Origin of the sequence: Flavobacterium chungnamense (genome assembly GCF_039539165.1) — a bacterium.
GTDB lineage: Bacteria > Bacteroidota > Bacteroidia > Flavobacteriales > Flavobacteriaceae > Flavobacterium > Flavobacterium chungnamense.
In genome coordinates this window covers 73939-88696 of record NZ_BAABCS010000021.1, presented here as the reverse complement: position 1 = coordinate 88696, position 14758 = coordinate 73939, and the positions used below count along the sequence as shown (strand labels likewise).

At 31.0% G+C, this 14758-nt stretch carries 14 protein-coding genes; 9 read left to right on the top strand and 5 right to left on the bottom strand.

Annotated elements, in window-relative coordinates; all coding sequences use genetic code 11:
- The first annotated feature begins 26 nt into the window (after positions 1-26).
- Positions 27-2234 carry a TonB-dependent receptor gene (locus ABD771_RS12545; RefSeq protein ID WP_345095088.1) on the top strand — a complete coding sequence of 736 codons (2208 nt, stop codon included), beginning with the start codon at positions 27-29 and terminating at the stop codon, positions 2232-2234.
- 45 nt (positions 2235-2279) lie between these two features.
- On the opposite strand, the gene ABD771_RS12540 is transcribed toward ABD771_RS12545, so the two are convergent.
- A complete protein-coding gene (locus ABD771_RS12540; protein ID WP_345095087.1) occupies positions 2280-3083 on the bottom strand; it encodes a TIGR00266 family protein in 804 nt (267 codons plus the stop codon).
- A gap of 175 nt (positions 3084-3258) precedes the next feature.
- Here ABD771_RS12540 and ABD771_RS12535 point away from each other — a divergent pair, with 175 nt between their 5' ends.
- Positions 3259-3633 (top strand): DoxX protein, encoded by a 375-nt coding sequence (locus tag ABD771_RS12535; RefSeq protein WP_345095086.1) that lies wholly within the window; start codon positions 3259-3261, stop codon positions 3631-3633.
- 32 nt (positions 3634-3665) lie between these two features.
- On the opposite strand, the gene mtgA is transcribed toward ABD771_RS12535, so the two are convergent.
- Positions 3666-4388 carry a monofunctional biosynthetic peptidoglycan transglycosylase gene (gene mtgA, locus ABD771_RS12530; protein WP_345095085.1) on the bottom strand — a complete coding sequence of 241 codons (723 nt, stop codon included), beginning with the start codon at positions 4386-4388 and terminating at the stop codon, positions 3666-3668.
- Between the two features lies 1 nt (position 4389).
- Positions 4390-5502, bottom strand: a complete 1113-nt coding sequence (locus ABD771_RS12525; protein WP_345095083.1) for an NAD(P)/FAD-dependent oxidoreductase — start codon at positions 5500-5502, stop codon at positions 4390-4392.
- 154 nt (positions 5503-5656) lie between these two features.
- Here ABD771_RS12525 and ABD771_RS12520 point away from each other — a divergent pair, with 154 nt between their 5' ends.
- Both ABD771_RS12520 and ABD771_RS12515 read left to right on the top strand, forming a co-directional pair.
- Entirely contained in the window at positions 5657-7558 is a 1902-nt protein-coding gene (locus ABD771_RS12520; protein ID WP_345095082.1) for a S9 family peptidase, read from the top strand.
- 23 nt (positions 7559-7581) lie between these two features.
- A complete protein-coding gene (locus ABD771_RS12515; protein ID WP_345095081.1) occupies positions 7582-8022 on the top strand; it encodes a hypothetical protein in 441 nt (146 codons plus the stop codon).
- A gap of 66 nt (positions 8023-8088) precedes the next feature.
- On the opposite strand, the gene ABD771_RS12510 is transcribed toward ABD771_RS12515, so the two are convergent.
- Entirely contained in the window at positions 8089-8466 is a 378-nt protein-coding gene (locus ABD771_RS12510; RefSeq protein WP_345095080.1) for a hypothetical protein, read from the bottom strand.
- 227 nt (positions 8467-8693) lie between these two features.
- Complete coding sequence (gene ahcY / locus ABD771_RS12505; protein ID WP_345095079.1) at positions 8694-10010, bottom strand: adenosylhomocysteinase; 1317 nt, start codon at positions 10008-10010, stop codon at positions 8694-8696.
- 128 nt (positions 10011-10138) lie between these two features.
- On the opposite strand from ahcY, the gene ABD771_RS12500 reads away from it, so the two are divergent.
- Genes ABD771_RS12500 through arfB form a run of 5 tightly spaced genes read left to right on the top strand, consistent with a single transcriptional unit; the run spans position 10139 to position 14665 of the window.
- Entirely contained in the window at positions 10139-10789 is a 651-nt protein-coding gene (locus tag ABD771_RS12500; protein ID WP_345095078.1) for a 4'-phosphopantetheinyl transferase family protein, read from the top strand.
- A gap of 34 nt (positions 10790-10823) precedes the next feature.
- Positions 10824-11537 carry a phosphoglycerol geranylgeranyltransferase gene (locus ABD771_RS12495; RefSeq protein ID WP_345095077.1) on the top strand — a complete coding sequence of 238 codons (714 nt, stop codon included), beginning with the start codon at positions 10824-10826 and terminating at the stop codon, positions 11535-11537.
- Positions 11538-11569: 32 nt separating this feature from the next.
- Entirely contained in the window at positions 11570-12187 is a 618-nt protein-coding gene (pnuC, locus tag ABD771_RS12490; RefSeq protein ID WP_345095075.1) for a nicotinamide riboside transporter PnuC, read from the top strand.
- The gene (locus ABD771_RS12485; protein ID WP_345095074.1) at positions 12151-14271 is read left to right on the top strand and encodes a DUF4301 family protein; all 2121 of its coding nucleotides are present in this window, start codon (positions 12151-12153) and stop codon (positions 14269-14271) included. The genes pnuC and ABD771_RS12485 overlap by 37 nt, the downstream gene beginning before the upstream one ends.
- A complete protein-coding gene (arfB, locus tag ABD771_RS12480) occupies positions 14264-14665 on the top strand; it encodes an alternative ribosome rescue aminoacyl-tRNA hydrolase ArfB (protein WP_345095072.1) in 402 nt (133 codons plus the stop codon). The genes ABD771_RS12485 and arfB overlap by 8 nt, the downstream gene beginning before the upstream one ends.
- The last annotated feature ends 93 nt before the right edge of the window (positions 14666-14758 follow it).

The following is a 14758-nucleotide window of genomic DNA, read 5'->3' as shown; positions in this document are numbered from 1 at the left end:
TTCTATTAACAATAAAATCATTTTACATGAAATCATTTTTTATAGCCCTATTTTTAGGGTGTTCTATATTTGCCAGTGCGCAAAACAAAGTCGTTGGAGTTGTATCTGACAAACAAAACTTTCCAATTTCTGCAGTGAATATTTCTATTCCTGAGCTTCACAAGGAAACAATATCTGATGAAAACGGAAAATATTTTTTTAGCAACTTACCATCAGGAAATTTCAGGATTGTTTTTTCATTTATTGGATATGAAACTCAGTCAAAACCATTTTCTGTCAACCAAAAAGAAATTAGAATAGATGTAACTCTTGAAGAAACTATTCACCAAATGGATGAGGTTATTGTTTCTACAGCATTCAACAAATTACAATCTCAGAATGTAATGAAGGTTGAGCACCAATCGGTGAAATCACTTCAACAAAAAGGAACTTCTACATTGATTGAAGGTTTAGCAACAATTCCTGGAGTATCTCAAATTTCTACAGGAACTTCTATTGGAAAACCTGTAATTCGAGGTTTAAGTGGAAATAGAGTTTTAGTTTATTCTCAAGGTGTGCGTATGGAAAACCAACAATTTGGAGAAGAGCATGGATTGGGCTTGAACGATGCTGGTGTAGAAAGTGTTGAGGTCATCAAAGGACCAGCTTCGTTGTTGTATGGTTCTGATGCTATTGGTGGTGTTTTATATTTTAATCCAGAAAAATTTGGTAAACCCAATACTTCACAATTAAATTTTAATCAAAAATATTTTTCAAATACAAACGGAACTAATACTTCGCTTGGATATAAATTATCTGGCGAAGATTTAAAGTTTTCTACTCGCATAAGTAATAACAGACATGCAGATTATAAAATTGCAGATGGTGATAAAGTTACCAATACAAGATACAACGAATTGGATTTTAAATCAGGTTTAGGGTATTCCAATTCCAATTTCGCAACAACTTTTAGGTATAATTACAATAAGTTATCACTTGGAATTCCTGAGGAAGGCATTGCAGAACAATCGAATTCAAAAAAACCAGAGTTTCCTAGTCAAGGTGTTATAAGTCAGATATTGAGTTTAAATAATACAATATTTTTCAAAAACTCTAAGTTGGATGCCGATTTGGGTTACATCAATAACGACAGAAGTGAATATGAAGATAGTGATGTTGCAATTTTACAAATGAAATTGAAAACGTTGAATTATAATGTGAAATATTATTTACCAAAATTCGGAAAATTTGAATCTATAATTGGAACGCAAGGAATGCATCAAACCAACAAAAATTCTGGTGAAGAATTGTTAATTCCGGATGCTACAACTACTGATTTTGGCGTTTTTGGAACTATAAATTATGAATGGAATAAAAATGTAATTCAAGCTGGAGTTAGATTTGACAACAGAAATATAACATCTGAAACTAATGGAACAGAAGGTGATGAAGGTTATTTTGCAGCCATTGATAAGAAGTTTCAAAGTTTTAATTCTTCTTTAGGATTCAAAACTAATTTGAAAGAAAATGTTATTTTAAGATTAAATGTAGCTTCTGGATTTAGAGCGCCAAATTTGGCTGAATTAACTTCCAACGGTGTTCATGAAGGAAGCAATCGCTACGAAATTGGAAACTCAAATTTAGAAAACGAACAAAATTTTCAAACGGATTTGAATTTAGAATATAGAAATCCGCACTTTGAATTGTTTGTAAATGGATTTTATAATCACATCAATAATTATATTTTTATTTCACCTAACGGAACTTTAATTGATGGAAACGATGTTTATGATTACGTTCAAGCTAATGCTAACTTGTTTGGTGGTGAAGCCGGAATTCATTTTCATCCACATCCTTTAGATTGGTTGCACGTAACAAGTAGTTTTGAAAGTGTTACTGGGAAAAGACAAAATGGCGATAATTTACCATTGATTCCTGCTAACAGATGGAACAATGCTTTAAAGACAGAGTTTAAATCATCCAAATATTTTAAAGATGGTTTTGCTGTTTTAAATGTTGAATATACTTTACGTCAAAATAATCCAAGTCAATTTGAAACAATGACTAATGATTATACATTATTAAATATTGGTTTTGGTGGAAAAGTCACACTAGGTAAAACCATTTTTGAAATTAATTTGAATGCAAATAATATTTTTGATAGAAATTACGTGTCTCATTTATCAAGACTAAAAACAGATGGAATTCCTAATATTGGAAGAAATATTGTTTTAGGAATCAATTTTAATATATAGATTTATAAACCAGACAGACTTGTAAATCTGTCTGGTTTAATTTTTTTAAAATCGATTATCTCCGTCTAATAATCTGCCAATTCCGCCAAGCAAACTTCCTTCTTCTTTAGAACTTCCTCCAGCTCTAGGTGCTGAAGCAATAATTCTATCGGCAAGACGACTAAAAGGCAATGACTGAATATAAACTGTTCCAGGTCCACGAAGTGTTGCGTAAAACATTCCTTCTCCTCCGAAAATCGTATTTTTAATTCCGCCGATAAATTCAATATCGTAGTCAACATCTTTTGTAAATCCTACAATGCAACCTGTATCAACTTTTAAAATTTCTCCAGCAGCTAATTCTCTTTTTGCTAAAGTTCCGCCCGAATGTACAAAAGCCATTCCGTCTCCTTCTAGTTTTTGCATAATAAAACCTTCACCACCAAAAAGACCACGGCCAAGTTTTTTAGAAAATTCAATTCCAACAGAAACACCTTTTGCAGCACATAAAAAAGCATCTTTTTGACAAATGAATTTTCCTTGAAATTGTCGTAAATCTATCGGAATAATTTTCCCGGGATATGGAGAAGCAAAACAAACTTTACTTTTAGCATTGTTCTGATTTAAATATGCCGTCATAAAAAGACTTTCGCCAGTCAAAACTCTTTTTCCTGCAGAAAGTAATTTTCCAAAAACACCACCTTGATCTTGACCTGAACCATCGCCAAAGATAGTTTCCATCTTGATTCCGTTGTCCATCATCATAAAACTTCCAGCTTCTGCAACGACAATTTCTTGCGGATCGAGTTCTATTTCTACATATTGCATTTCTTCACCAAAAATTTGGTAATCTATTTCGTGAGCTTGCATAATTTCAATTTTTAAGATTATTACTATTAGATAATTATTTAAACAAAAAGTTACAATGAAGATACTAAAAACACATCAAATACAGAAATGTTTAAAAAATTAAGTTTTAAAATATTTATTATATAAAAAATTAATTATATTTTTACCATATTACTAACCAATAAAATAAATATTTATGAATTCAATGTTTACAAAAATTGTTAGAATACTGTTAGGAATTATACTTGTTTTATTTGGTACGAATAAGTTTCTTGGCTTCATTCCCTTACCAGAATTACCAGATCAAGCAAATAGTTTTATGACTTCTCTTGGCTCAACTGGTTACGTGTTGAAAACTGTTGGCGTATTAGAAATTGTTATTGGAGCTTTACTTCTTATGAAAAAATGGGTTGCTTTTGCATTAACATTATTAGCGCCAATATCAATTAACATTCTATTATTTCATTTGTTTTTAGATGTGAATGGGATAGGAGGAGCACTATTAGTGGCCATTTTAAATGGAATTTTAATTTATAAATATTGGACACATTATAAATCGTTATTTCAATAAATTAAAAAGCTTCCATTTATTGGAAGCTTTTTTTAGTACTCTAGTTTACCAACATGATTCATTACCCTTACAATTTTCCCTTTTCTTTTTTCAATGTAAGAAGAAGAATTCGTGGCTTTATATTTTCTTGGATTTGGTAAAATGGCTGCAATTCCAGCGGCTTGAATTTTAGTTAAGTTTTTTGCGTCTGTTCTGTACCAATGTTCGGCTGCAGCTTCTGCACCATAAACACCTTTGCCCATTTCTATTGAGTTTAGGTAAACTTCCATGATACGTTCTTTTCCCCATACAATTTCAATCAAAAATGTGAAATATGCTTCCAAACCTTTTCTGATATAACTTCTACCTTGCCACAGAAATACATTTTTTGCGGTTTGTTGTGAAATGGTGCTTCCTCCTTTAAGTTTTTTTCCACGATTATTGTTTTTAAAAGCTTTTTGCATCGCTTTAAAATCAAAACCATTGTGTTTTAAAAAGTTACCATCTTCACTTGCAATCACAGCTTTTTGAAGATTAATAGAAATATCCTCTAAAGGAACCCAATCATGACTGCAAGTCATTTCTTGCCCATCTATTTTTTGTTCAATTGCTCTTGTAATCATTAATGGAGTGAAAGGAACAGGAATCCATTTAAAAAGAACAACCAATAAAATGGATATTCCAAAAAACCAAAGCATAGATTTCCAGAGAAATGTTTTAAGCTTTTGAAAGAAGGTTTTGTTTGTAGATTTTGAAGTGTTCTTTTTTGTTGCCATTTTATATTAATTCTGCTAATTCTTGTCCTATTAAACTTCCAATTGCCACACCCATTCCGCCAAGACGAACACCACAATAAACATTTTCAGAAAGTTGAGAAACAATTGGGTTTTTGTGTGAGCCAATTCCCATAATTCCACTCCAACGATGTGCGATTTGAAATTCTTGATTTGGTAAAATTACATTTTTTAATAACTCTTCCAATCGATTTTGAATTTTTTCTGTTTGAGATAAATCGGTTGTAGTTTCTCCATCAAAATCTAAATTCCTCCCGCCACCAAGTAGAATTCTATCTTCAAAATTTCTAAAATAATAATAACCTTTATCTAAATGAAAAGTACCGCGAATGTCTAAATTAGGAATTGGCTCCGTTATTAAAACTTGTGCCCTTGCAGGTTTTACTGCATTATTTGTTAATTGCGATGCAAATCCATTTGTTGCAAAAAGTAATTTTTTAGTTTCAAATGAATAATCATTTACAACAATTTCTACAGAATTATTTTTTTCAATATGTGAAGTAACTATGGCTTGATTCAGAATTAAAATTTCTTTAGAAATGGCTTCCTTAATAAGTGCTTGCATCATACTTCCGGTATCAATCTGACCTTCATAAGGATTGAAAATAGAATATTCATGTATATTTTGAAAATTGAATCGATCAAATTCTTTAGAAAAAACGTCTGATTTAAAAAGTGGTTTTATGACATCATTTATAAATGGTAATTTTTGTAAACATTCATTATAAGTGTTTTCATCTCCTTTCAAAAATAATTCATAACCTCCATAGGGTTTGAAATCAATGGCTTCATCACCAAGTCGTTTTCTTAAAAGTTGCAATCCATTCCAACGTTTTTGAATCAATTGAATGACTTCTTCTTCTGAATGGGATTTTAAGTCGTCAATAATTTCTGATAGACTACCAAAACAAGCAAATCCGGCATTTTTTGTACTTGCACCTTGAGGAAGAATCCCCTTTTCAAGAATTAAAATCTTACTTTTTGGAAATCGTTCACGAAGATTTAAAGCGCAATGTAAACCTACAATTCCACTGCCTACGACAGTTAAATCAATATTTGAAAACCAATTTTTTATTTCCCAATAACTTAATTTCATTTTCTAAAATTTCTATAAAAATAATTTTTTTTAATCAAATATTCTTTCTCATAAAATTAATAATTACTTTTAACGAATCATTAAATAAATTATTTCAGTATTCAAAGATACTGAACTCTGAAATAAATTCAGAGAAATCTAAATTCACAATAAAATGAAGAAAATATTTTTTATAATCGTTAGTACAATGAGTATAGCAGCATCAGCGCAACAAGTTTTATCTCCAGAATTACTTTGGAAATTAGGAAGAGTTTCTGTTTTAGGAATTTCAAAAGATGGAAAATCGGTAGTTTATAAAGTTGTCATTCCATCAGTAGAGGAAAATAAATCGAATTCTAAATTTTATACCATTCCAGTAAATGGAGGAAATGCAACCGAAGTAAATGACACTAAAGATTTAGTTTACAATAAAAATGTTTCTCCAGATGGGAAATACATTTTGTCTTCTCAAGAAGTAAAAATCAACAAAGTTTTAGGTAAAGATATTTATCCAAACCTTGATAAATCAAATGCACAAGTATACAACTCGTTAGATTATCGCCATTGGGATACTTATAACGATGGAAGTCACAACCACGTCTTTTATGCTGAAAATAAAGAAAGTGCTACACTAATTGATATTATGCCAAATGAACCTTACGATTCACCCCAAAAACCTCACGGTGGTGATGAAGATTTCATTTGGTCACCAGATTCAAAAAGCATTATTTATGTTTCTAAAAAGAAATTCGGAACAGAATATGCTATTTCTACAAATACTGATTTGTATGAGTACAATTTAGAAACAAAAACTACCAGAAATTTAACAGAAGCAAACAAAGGATATGATACCAATCCAACGTTTTCTCCAACAGGAAATCTAACTTGGTTGCAAATGAAACGAGACGGATATGAAGCCGATAAAAATGACATCATCGTTCGTTTCAAAGGAGTGGACTTGAATCTTACAGCCAATTGGGACGGAAGTGTAGATAATTACTCATGGAGCGCCGATGGTAAAAAAGTATATTTTGTTGCTGCTGTTGACGGAACCAAACAATTATTTGAAGTAAATTTTCCAGGTTTAACCAAAATTGCTCTTATGGTTACTCAGGTTACTAATGGTGATTTCGATGTATCGGATATTGTGGCGTTCTCTGGCGATAATGTAATCGTTACAAGAACCGATATGAATCATGCAGCTGAGGTGTTTTCATATAATTTAAAGAAAAAAACTTGGTTGCAATTGACTAAAATCAATGATGAAACTTACAGCAAACTAGTTTTACCAAAATACGAAAGAAGATATGTTACCACAACCGACGGAAAGAAAATGTTGGTTTGGGTAATTTTACCTCCAAATTTTGATAAAAATAAAAAATATCCAACACTTTTATATTGCCAAGGCGGACCACAATCGCCATTGACTCAAAGTTATTCTTTCCGTTGGAATTTCTCTTTGATGGCTTCACAAGGTTATGTTGTAGTTGCTCCAAACCGTCGTGGAATGTACGGTCATGGACAAGAATGGAACGAACAAATCTCTAAAGATTGGGGCGGACAAGTAATGGACGATTATCTTTCTGCAATTGATGATGTGGCTAAAGAAAGTTATGTTGACAAATCAAGACTTGGTGCTGTTGGAGCAAGTTATGGTGGCTATTCTGTGTTTTACTTAGCAGGAATTCACAACAACAGATTTAAAACATTTATTTCGCATTGTGGTGTTTTCAATTTAGAAAGCATGTACGGCACAACCGAAGAAGTATTCTTCAACAATTGGGATCATGGTGGCGCATATTGGGAAAAAGACAACGCTGTAGCACAAAAAACTTATGCCAAGTTTAACCCAATCAATATGGTTGATAAATGGAATACTCCAATATTAATTATTCAAGGAGGAAAAGATTACCGTGTGCCAATAGGACAAGGACAAGAAGCCTTCCAAGCTGCACAATTACGCGGAATTAAAAGTAGATTTTTATTATTCCCAGACGAAAACCACTGGGTGCTAAAACCACAAAACGCTCAAGTATGGCAAAGTGAATTTTATAAATGGTTGAAGGAGACGTTGTAGTTTTATTTGGTAAAAAAATATTTATGAAAGTAGTTTTTATTAAATTTTTTTCGATTTTGATATTTATTTGTTGTATTTCATGTGATACACCTTATGTTTTATTTGTAGAAAATAATACAAATAAAGATGTTGAAGTGTTTGTGAAATCTAAAATAAAAATCAACTTTGATTCATTACGATATAGTGAACGGAAAATATCAAGAAAAGAGGTAAGTTTATTTAATCTCAGAAAAACAGAATCGCTTAATTTTATACATAAAAGTAAAATTAAAAAAATAGACAGTCTATCTTATTCTTTAATAATAAAATCAGGAACAACTTCAATCATTGGACCAAATCCATTGAAGAATCCATTTGAAACAATCCATTATTATAATTCAAAAAAGAAAATTTACTTTTCAAGTAGTAAAAGTGATTCAACAGAAATTCTCTATCCTAGAAGAACGATATTAGAAATAAAGTAAGTTTCTATTCCAAACAAAAACCCCGACTTCAATTGAAATCGGGGTTTAAATTTTATTAAGTAAATCCTATTTGAAATACTCCTCAAAACAAGCAACAGTATCGTCATCACTCATTTTAGTAGAAGTACTATCAGACGATTCAACGTTTTTATATTGCGCTGTATCGGCTAGAAACTTCATAAATTGCTCCTGAATTTGTCCAGTTCCGGTAATATGAATTTGGTCAATATTCGGCATTTTCATAGCAATTTCCTTAAAGAACTTTTGCGTTAAAGTAATCTCCTGATTATTCTCGGCATTTTCACTAGTGTTTTTATCGGGACCATTATTTGTAACGTGATCTAGCACCACAAATTCGCCTGTATCAACATCTTCTCTTCCAATAATTGTAGCGTTATGCGTATCCATCCAAACACCAAACTGTTTTTTGTTTTTTTGTGACATTTTTTTTAGTATTTAATATTTCATTAAAAGTTATTATCTCATTTTCTTTAAAATCAGAGATAAACTAGTTTGTAAAATTCACTCTTTCCTACTAAAATAAGTTACATATTTTAAAAATAATATTACATAGTAAACACATTTATAAAATCAACAAAAAACCCCGACTTCAATTGAAATCGGGGTTTAATTCTTAAATCAAAAATCGTTATTCAACAATCTTCAATCAATTAATATCTGTAATACTCAGGTTTGAATGGTCCTTGAACTTCAACACCTATGTAATCTGCTTGGTCTTGACGTAAAGTTTCCAATTCAACTCCTAACTTTGCAAGGTGTAAAGCAGCAACTTTTTCATCTAAATGTTTAGGTAACATATAAACTTCATTTTTGTAAGCTGCGCTGTTAGTCCATAATTCAATTTGAGCTAACGTTTGGTTTGTAAAGGAATTACTCATTACAAAACTTGGGTGACCAGTTGCACAACCTAAGTTTACTAAACGACCTTCAGCTAAGATAAGAATATCTTTTCCAGCGATAGTATATTTATCAACTTGTGGTTTGATTTCAACTTTAGACACACCATGGTTTTTGTTTAACCAAGCCATATCAATTTCGTTATCGAAGTGACCAATGTTACAAACGATAGTTTTGTCTTTCATTTGCTCAAAGTGAGAACCAAGAACGATATCTTTATTTCCTGTAGTTGTGATGATAATATCAGCATTAGCAATAACTGTGTTTAATTTTTTTACTTCGAATCCGTCCATTGCAGCTTGTAAAGCACAAATTGGATCAATTTCAGTTACAGTTACAATTGAACCAGCACCACGGAAAGAAGCCGCAGTTCCTTTTCCAACGTCTCCATACCCACAAACAACAACTCTTTTTCCAGCTAACATAATATCTGTTGCTCTTCTTACAGCATCAACAGCCGATTCTTTACAACCGTATTTGTTGTCAAATTTCGATTTAGTAACCGAATCATTTACGTTAATTGCCGGCATGAACAAAGTTCCGTTTTTCATTCTTTCATACAAACGGTGAACACCAGTTGTAGTTTCTTCTGATAAACCTTTAATTCCAGGAATTAATTCTGGGTAACGGTCAAAAACCATATTTGTTAAATCACCACCATCATCAAGAATCATGTTCAATGGTTTTCTATCTTCACCAAAGAATAAAGTTTGCTCAATACACCAGTCAAACGACTCTTCGTCAAGACCTTTCCAAGCATAAACTTGAATTCCAGCAGCAGCAATAGCAGCAGCAGCTTGATCTTGAGTTGAGAAAATGTTACAAGATGACCAAGTAACTTCGGCACCAAGAGCAATTAAAGTTTCAATTAAAACAGCAGTTTGAATAGTCATGTGAAGACATCCTGCAATTCTTGCACCTTTTAAAGGTTGAGTTGCACCATACTCAGCTCTCAACGCCATTAATCCTGGCATTTCAGCTTCAGCCAATTCAATTTCTTTTCTTCCCCAAGCTGCAAGGTTAATGTCCTTAACTTTGTAAGCTACAAATGGTAATGTTTGTGTACTCATCTATTATGTATATTTGTGTTTTTAAAATTTGGTGCAAAATTACAACATAGGTTTTGATTTTAATAATTTATTTTAAAATTTGTGAAATGTTTAAATGTTTAATCTTTTGAAAAACAACAAAATACTAAATGCCATTACTTAAAGTAGTCTATTTGTCTAACAATACTAAACTGTATCTTTGGAAGATTACAGAAGATTTTGATATGCTTTTCAGTCAAGTAAAATTGAAAGATTCATCTTTAGCACGATTGGAAAGTATGAAATCTGAAAGTCATCAAAAAGGATTTTTGGCTGTTCGAATGTTGTTACAACACAATGATTATTCGGATTTCGATTTATTTTATGATGAATTCGGAAAACCGCATTTAAAGCCGCAAGGTTGTAGTATTAAAGATGTCGAAATTTCGATTTCTCATTCCAATGATTTTTCCGCTATCGCAATTAGTGATTCAAAAGTTGGATTAGATTTTGAACGATTAAAAGAAAAAACACTCCGAATTGCACCAAGATATATGGATGTTTCGCATTTAAAAAATCTATCCGAACAAGAAAAAATCAAAAAAGCAACGGTCGTTTGGGGAATTAAAGAAAGTATTTTCAAAATCAAAAACGAAGAAGGAATAAGTTTTCTAAACCATATTTTTGAAGAAGATTTTTCTTTTGAAGATAAAAAAGCAACAGCAAAACTAATATTTAATAATAAAGAAGAAAAGTTCCAAATTCAATTCGATTCCGTAGAAGATTATATCTTTGTTTGCGCCTTTGAAGATGTAAAATAGATTTCTTAAATTTCTAAAATCTGTGTTCAAAAAAATGTCAATATACCAACAAATATTAAATTCAAAAGCTAAAGGTGAAAAACTCCTTGCCATTCTTTTCGATCCAGATAAGTTAGCGGTTGAAAACCTTTCGGATTTGATTCAAAAAATAAACCATTCACCAGCAACACATATTTTTGTCGGTGGAAGTTCCTTTGATGGAACACATTTAGATGAATTGATTATCGAATTAAAATCAAAAATCAACTTACCATTTTTATTGTTTCCCGGAAATCCATCACAAATTTCAGATAAAGCCGACGGAATTTTATTTTTAACTTTATTATCAGGCAGAAATCCAGATTATTTAATTGAACACCAAGTAAATGCTGTCCCAATTATTAAGAAAACAAATTTAGAAGTTATTTCAACAGGATATATTTTAATAGAAAGTGGAAATGAAACGGCTGTTGAAAGAGTAAGTCAAACCAAACCATTAGATAGAAACAACCACGAATACGCATTGCAAACCGCACAAGCAGGCGAATTTATCGGGAATAAATTAATTTATCTCGAAGCTGGAAGTGGAGCAAAATTATCCGTTCCCAAAGAAATGATTACATTAGTTTCGCAAAATATAAACGTTCCTTTAATCGTTGGTGGAGGCATTCGTTCCAAACAAGAAATCGAAAATGCTTACAATACAGGTGCAGATTTAGTTGTAATCGGCACTGCATTTGAAAATGACACTGATTTTTTTAATTTATAATCAAGCTTTGGAAATCAACAACCGTTAATTACATGCTAGACTTTTTAATATCACAATATAAAAACGCCACATCCCTTCAAATTATATTGGAGTCATTCGCATTTGTATTTGGAATTTTGAGCGTTTATTTTGCAAAAAAAGAAAACATTTGGGTGTATCCAACAGGATTAATCTCAACAATTATTACGGTTTATTTGTTGTATCAAGCCAAATATTTTGGCGATATGACTATGAATTTTTACTATTCTATAATGAGTATTTATGGTTGGTATAAATGGGCTTCTAAGGACAATGAACCCGAATTGGAAATCACTAGAACTTCAAGAAATGAGAAAATTATTGGTGTAGGATTATTCATTTTAACAATGATAATTACTTATTTAGTATATCTTTTTTTCGATTATAAACTTGAAATTCCTAATTATATTGATATTTTTACATCAGGAATATTTTTTACAGCTATGTGGTACATGGCCTTAAAGAAAATAGAAAATTGGACCTTGTGGATTATTGGTGATTTGATAGCTGTTCCTTTATTTGCCCATAGAGGCTTAGGTATGTTGTCATTACAGTATTTAATTTTCACAATATTAGCTATTTTAGCATACATTCAATGGAAGAACATCTTAAACAAGAACATACAGAAATAATAAAAATTGCTTTTGTAGGACCTGAATCGACAGGGAAAACCACATTAGCATCGCAACTTGCAGAAGAATTCAATACCAATTGGATTCCAGAGTTTGCACGCGATTACCTTCAGGACAAATGGGATTTAAAACAAGAAATTTGTGTTAAAGAAGATTTAATGCCAATTGCAATTGGACAAACACAACTTGAGAATAACGCTCTGAAGAATGCTAATAAAATCCTTTTTTGTGACACTAATGTTTTGGTTACCAAAGTGTTTTCCGATATTTATTACAAATCTTGCGATGCTCTAATTGAGAAAGCGGCCAAAAAACACAAATATGATTTGATTTTTCTTACCGACATTGACGTTCCTTGGGAAAAAGACGATCTAAGAGATAAACCAGACGATAGGGAAGAATCAATTGCTATTTTTGAACAAGCTTTGGTTGAATTCAAAAAACCATATATTAAATTATCGGGAACTAAAGAAGAGCGTCTCGAAAAAGCAACCAAAATAATTTCAGATTTTCAAAAAGCAAAAGAATTAGGTTTAAACTCATTAGACTTTATAAAAATTTACCAGAGAAATACTAATTTAGATATTATTGAAGAACAATTTCAAATTTTAAAAAGCGGAATTCCAAAGATAAATTTGGAACGACCAGCCATAATTAATGACGGAATTCTAAGAATAACAGATGACGAAGCTAAGTATTTTTCAAATTTTTTTGATGAAAAGAAGAATAATCTCAAATTGAAAAAATTTGTGCCAGCTTCTGGAGCAGCAAGTAGAATGTTTAAGTTTTTAAACGAATTTTTGAATGAATTTAAACTGGGTGAAGAAAGTATAAACGCCTACATAAATAGAAAAAAGGATAAAAATTTACCTATTTTTTTGGTTGCCAAAGAAAAACTTCCATTTTACAAAGAAATTTTAGAGGCAGCTAAATCTTCATTGCCAGAATATGAAACTTGGGAAAAAGACACGCAAGATTTTGGTTTTATAAAAACAATGCTTTCGCCAAAACAGTTTGATTTTTCAAACAAACCAAAAGGCGTTTTACCTTTTCATAAATACGATAATCATACTGCTACAGCAATTGAAGAACATTTAAATGAATGTGCATTTTATACTACTTCAAACGGAAAATCTAATCTTCATTTTACGGTTTCAGAGGAACATCAAAATGATTTTGAAACCATTATCAATGAAGTAAAACCTAGAATTGAAAAGCAAACCAATACAGAAATTAATGTAAAATATTCTTACCAAAATAAAGCTACAGATGTTATTGCAGTTGATTTGGAAGGAAATCCTTTTAGAGATGAAAATGACAATATTGTTTTTAGACCCGGCGGACATGGTGCATTGATTGAAAATTTGAACAACTTAATTGCAGACGTAATTTTTATTAAGAATATTGATAATGTAATTCAAAATCATATTCAAGAAATAGCACTTTATAAAAAAGCTTTGGCAGGAATTTTAATTCAATATCAAGAAACTATTTTTAAGTATATGAAAATGCTTAATTATGAAAATGTTTCTAACGAAGATTTGAATGAAATTGTAAATTATATAAAATCAAAATTGAATATTGATATAAAAGATGATTTTTCAAAATTCACCAAAGAAAGTAAAGTAGATCATTTAAAAACGATTTTAAACCGTCCAATTCGTGTTTGTGGAATGGTTAAAAATGAAGGCGAACCTGGTGGTGGACCATTTTGGGTAATCGATAAAAAAGGAAAGACATTTTTACAAATAATAGAATCTTCTCAGATTGACTCGAAAGATACAAGGCAAAAAGAAATCTTTGAAAGCGCTACACATTTTAATCCAGTTGACCTTGTTTGTGGAATAAAAGATTACAATGGACAAAAATTTGATTTAATGAAGTTCATAGATAAAAATTCAGGCTTTATTGTTGAAAAAAACAACAAAGGAAAATCATTAAGAGCATTCGAACTACCGGGACTTTGGAATGGAGCAATGGCAAAATGGTTGACAATTTTTGTTGAAGTGCCACTTATTACTTTCAATCCAGTAAAAACCGTAAACGACTTATTAAAACCTGCTCATCAATCAACTAATGGATAAGGAGAAAATCATTTCAGAACTTACCTATAAAGCAGTAAGAAGTTCAGGTGCTGGCGGACAAAACGTAAATAAAGTTTCGTCTAAAGTGGTTTTGACATTTGATTTAACCAATTCACAATCACTTTCTGAAGAAGAAAAAGAATTATCTCAAAAGAAATTAAAATCTAAATTAACTACAGAAGGAATTCTAATTCTAAATTGCGACGAAGACAGAAGTCAATTAAAAAACAAAGCAATTGTAACAAAAAGATTTTTTGAAATTATAGAAAAATCATTAATCGTACCAAAACCCAGAAAAGTCACAAAAATTCCCAAATCAGTGATCGAAAAACGATTAAAAGAAAAATCCACAAATTCTGAAATAAAACAAAACAGAAAAAAACCAGAGTTGTAAAACTTTTTGATCGAAATTGAATTTTGATATTGCAATTGTCATTTATATTGACTTACCTTTGTAATGTCTCAAAAGGGGTGCAATTATTAATTT

What these genes read in the sequence shown, in the direction of transcription:
- mtgA (WP_345095085.1), bottom strand. Translation starts at nt 4,388, where the DNA reads ATGGCAACAAAAAAGAACACTTCAAAATCTACAAACAAAACCTTCTTT.
- ABD771_RS12510 (WP_345095080.1), bottom strand. Translation starts at nt 8,466, where the DNA reads ATGTCACAAAAAAACAAAAAACAGTTTGGTGTTTGGATGGATACGCAT.
- ABD771_RS12535 (WP_345095086.1), top strand. Translation starts at nt 3,259, where the DNA reads ATGAATTCAATGTTTACAAAAATTGTTAGAATACTGTTAGGAATTATA.
- ABD771_RS12495 (WP_345095077.1), top strand. Translation starts at nt 10,824, where the DNA reads ATGTCAATATACCAACAAATATTAAATTCAAAAGCTAAAGGTGAAAAA.
- pnuC (WP_345095075.1), top strand. Translation starts at nt 11,570, where the DNA reads ATGCTAGACTTTTTAATATCACAATATAAAAACGCCACATCCCTTCAA.
- ABD771_RS12525 (WP_345095083.1), bottom strand. Translation starts at nt 5,502, where the DNA reads ATGAAATTAAGTTATTGGGAAATAAAAAATTGGTTTTCAAATATTGAT.
- ABD771_RS12540 (WP_345095087.1), bottom strand. Translation starts at nt 3,083, where the DNA reads ATGCAAGCTCACGAAATAGATTACCAAATTTTTGGTGAAGAAATGCAA.
- ABD771_RS12485 (WP_345095074.1), top strand. Translation starts at nt 12,151, where the DNA reads ATGGAAGAACATCTTAAACAAGAACATACAGAAATAATAAAAATTGCT.
- ahcY (WP_345095079.1), bottom strand. Translation starts at nt 10,010, where the DNA reads ATGAGTACACAAACATTACCATTTGTAGCTTACAAAGTTAAGGACATT.
- ABD771_RS12515 (WP_345095081.1), top strand. Translation starts at nt 7,582, where the DNA reads ATGAAAGTAGTTTTTATTAAATTTTTTTCGATTTTGATATTTATTTGT.
- ABD771_RS12520 (WP_345095082.1), top strand. Translation starts at nt 5,657, where the DNA reads ATGAAGAAAATATTTTTTATAATCGTTAGTACAATGAGTATAGCAGCA.
- ABD771_RS12500 (WP_345095078.1), top strand. Translation starts at nt 10,139, where the DNA reads ATGCCATTACTTAAAGTAGTCTATTTGTCTAACAATACTAAACTGTAT.
- ABD771_RS12545 (WP_345095088.1), top strand. Translation starts at nt 27, where the DNA reads ATGAAATCATTTTTTATAGCCCTATTTTTAGGGTGTTCTATATTTGCC.
- arfB (WP_345095072.1), top strand. Translation starts at nt 14,264, where the DNA reads ATGGATAAGGAGAAAATCATTTCAGAACTTACCTATAAAGCAGTAAGA.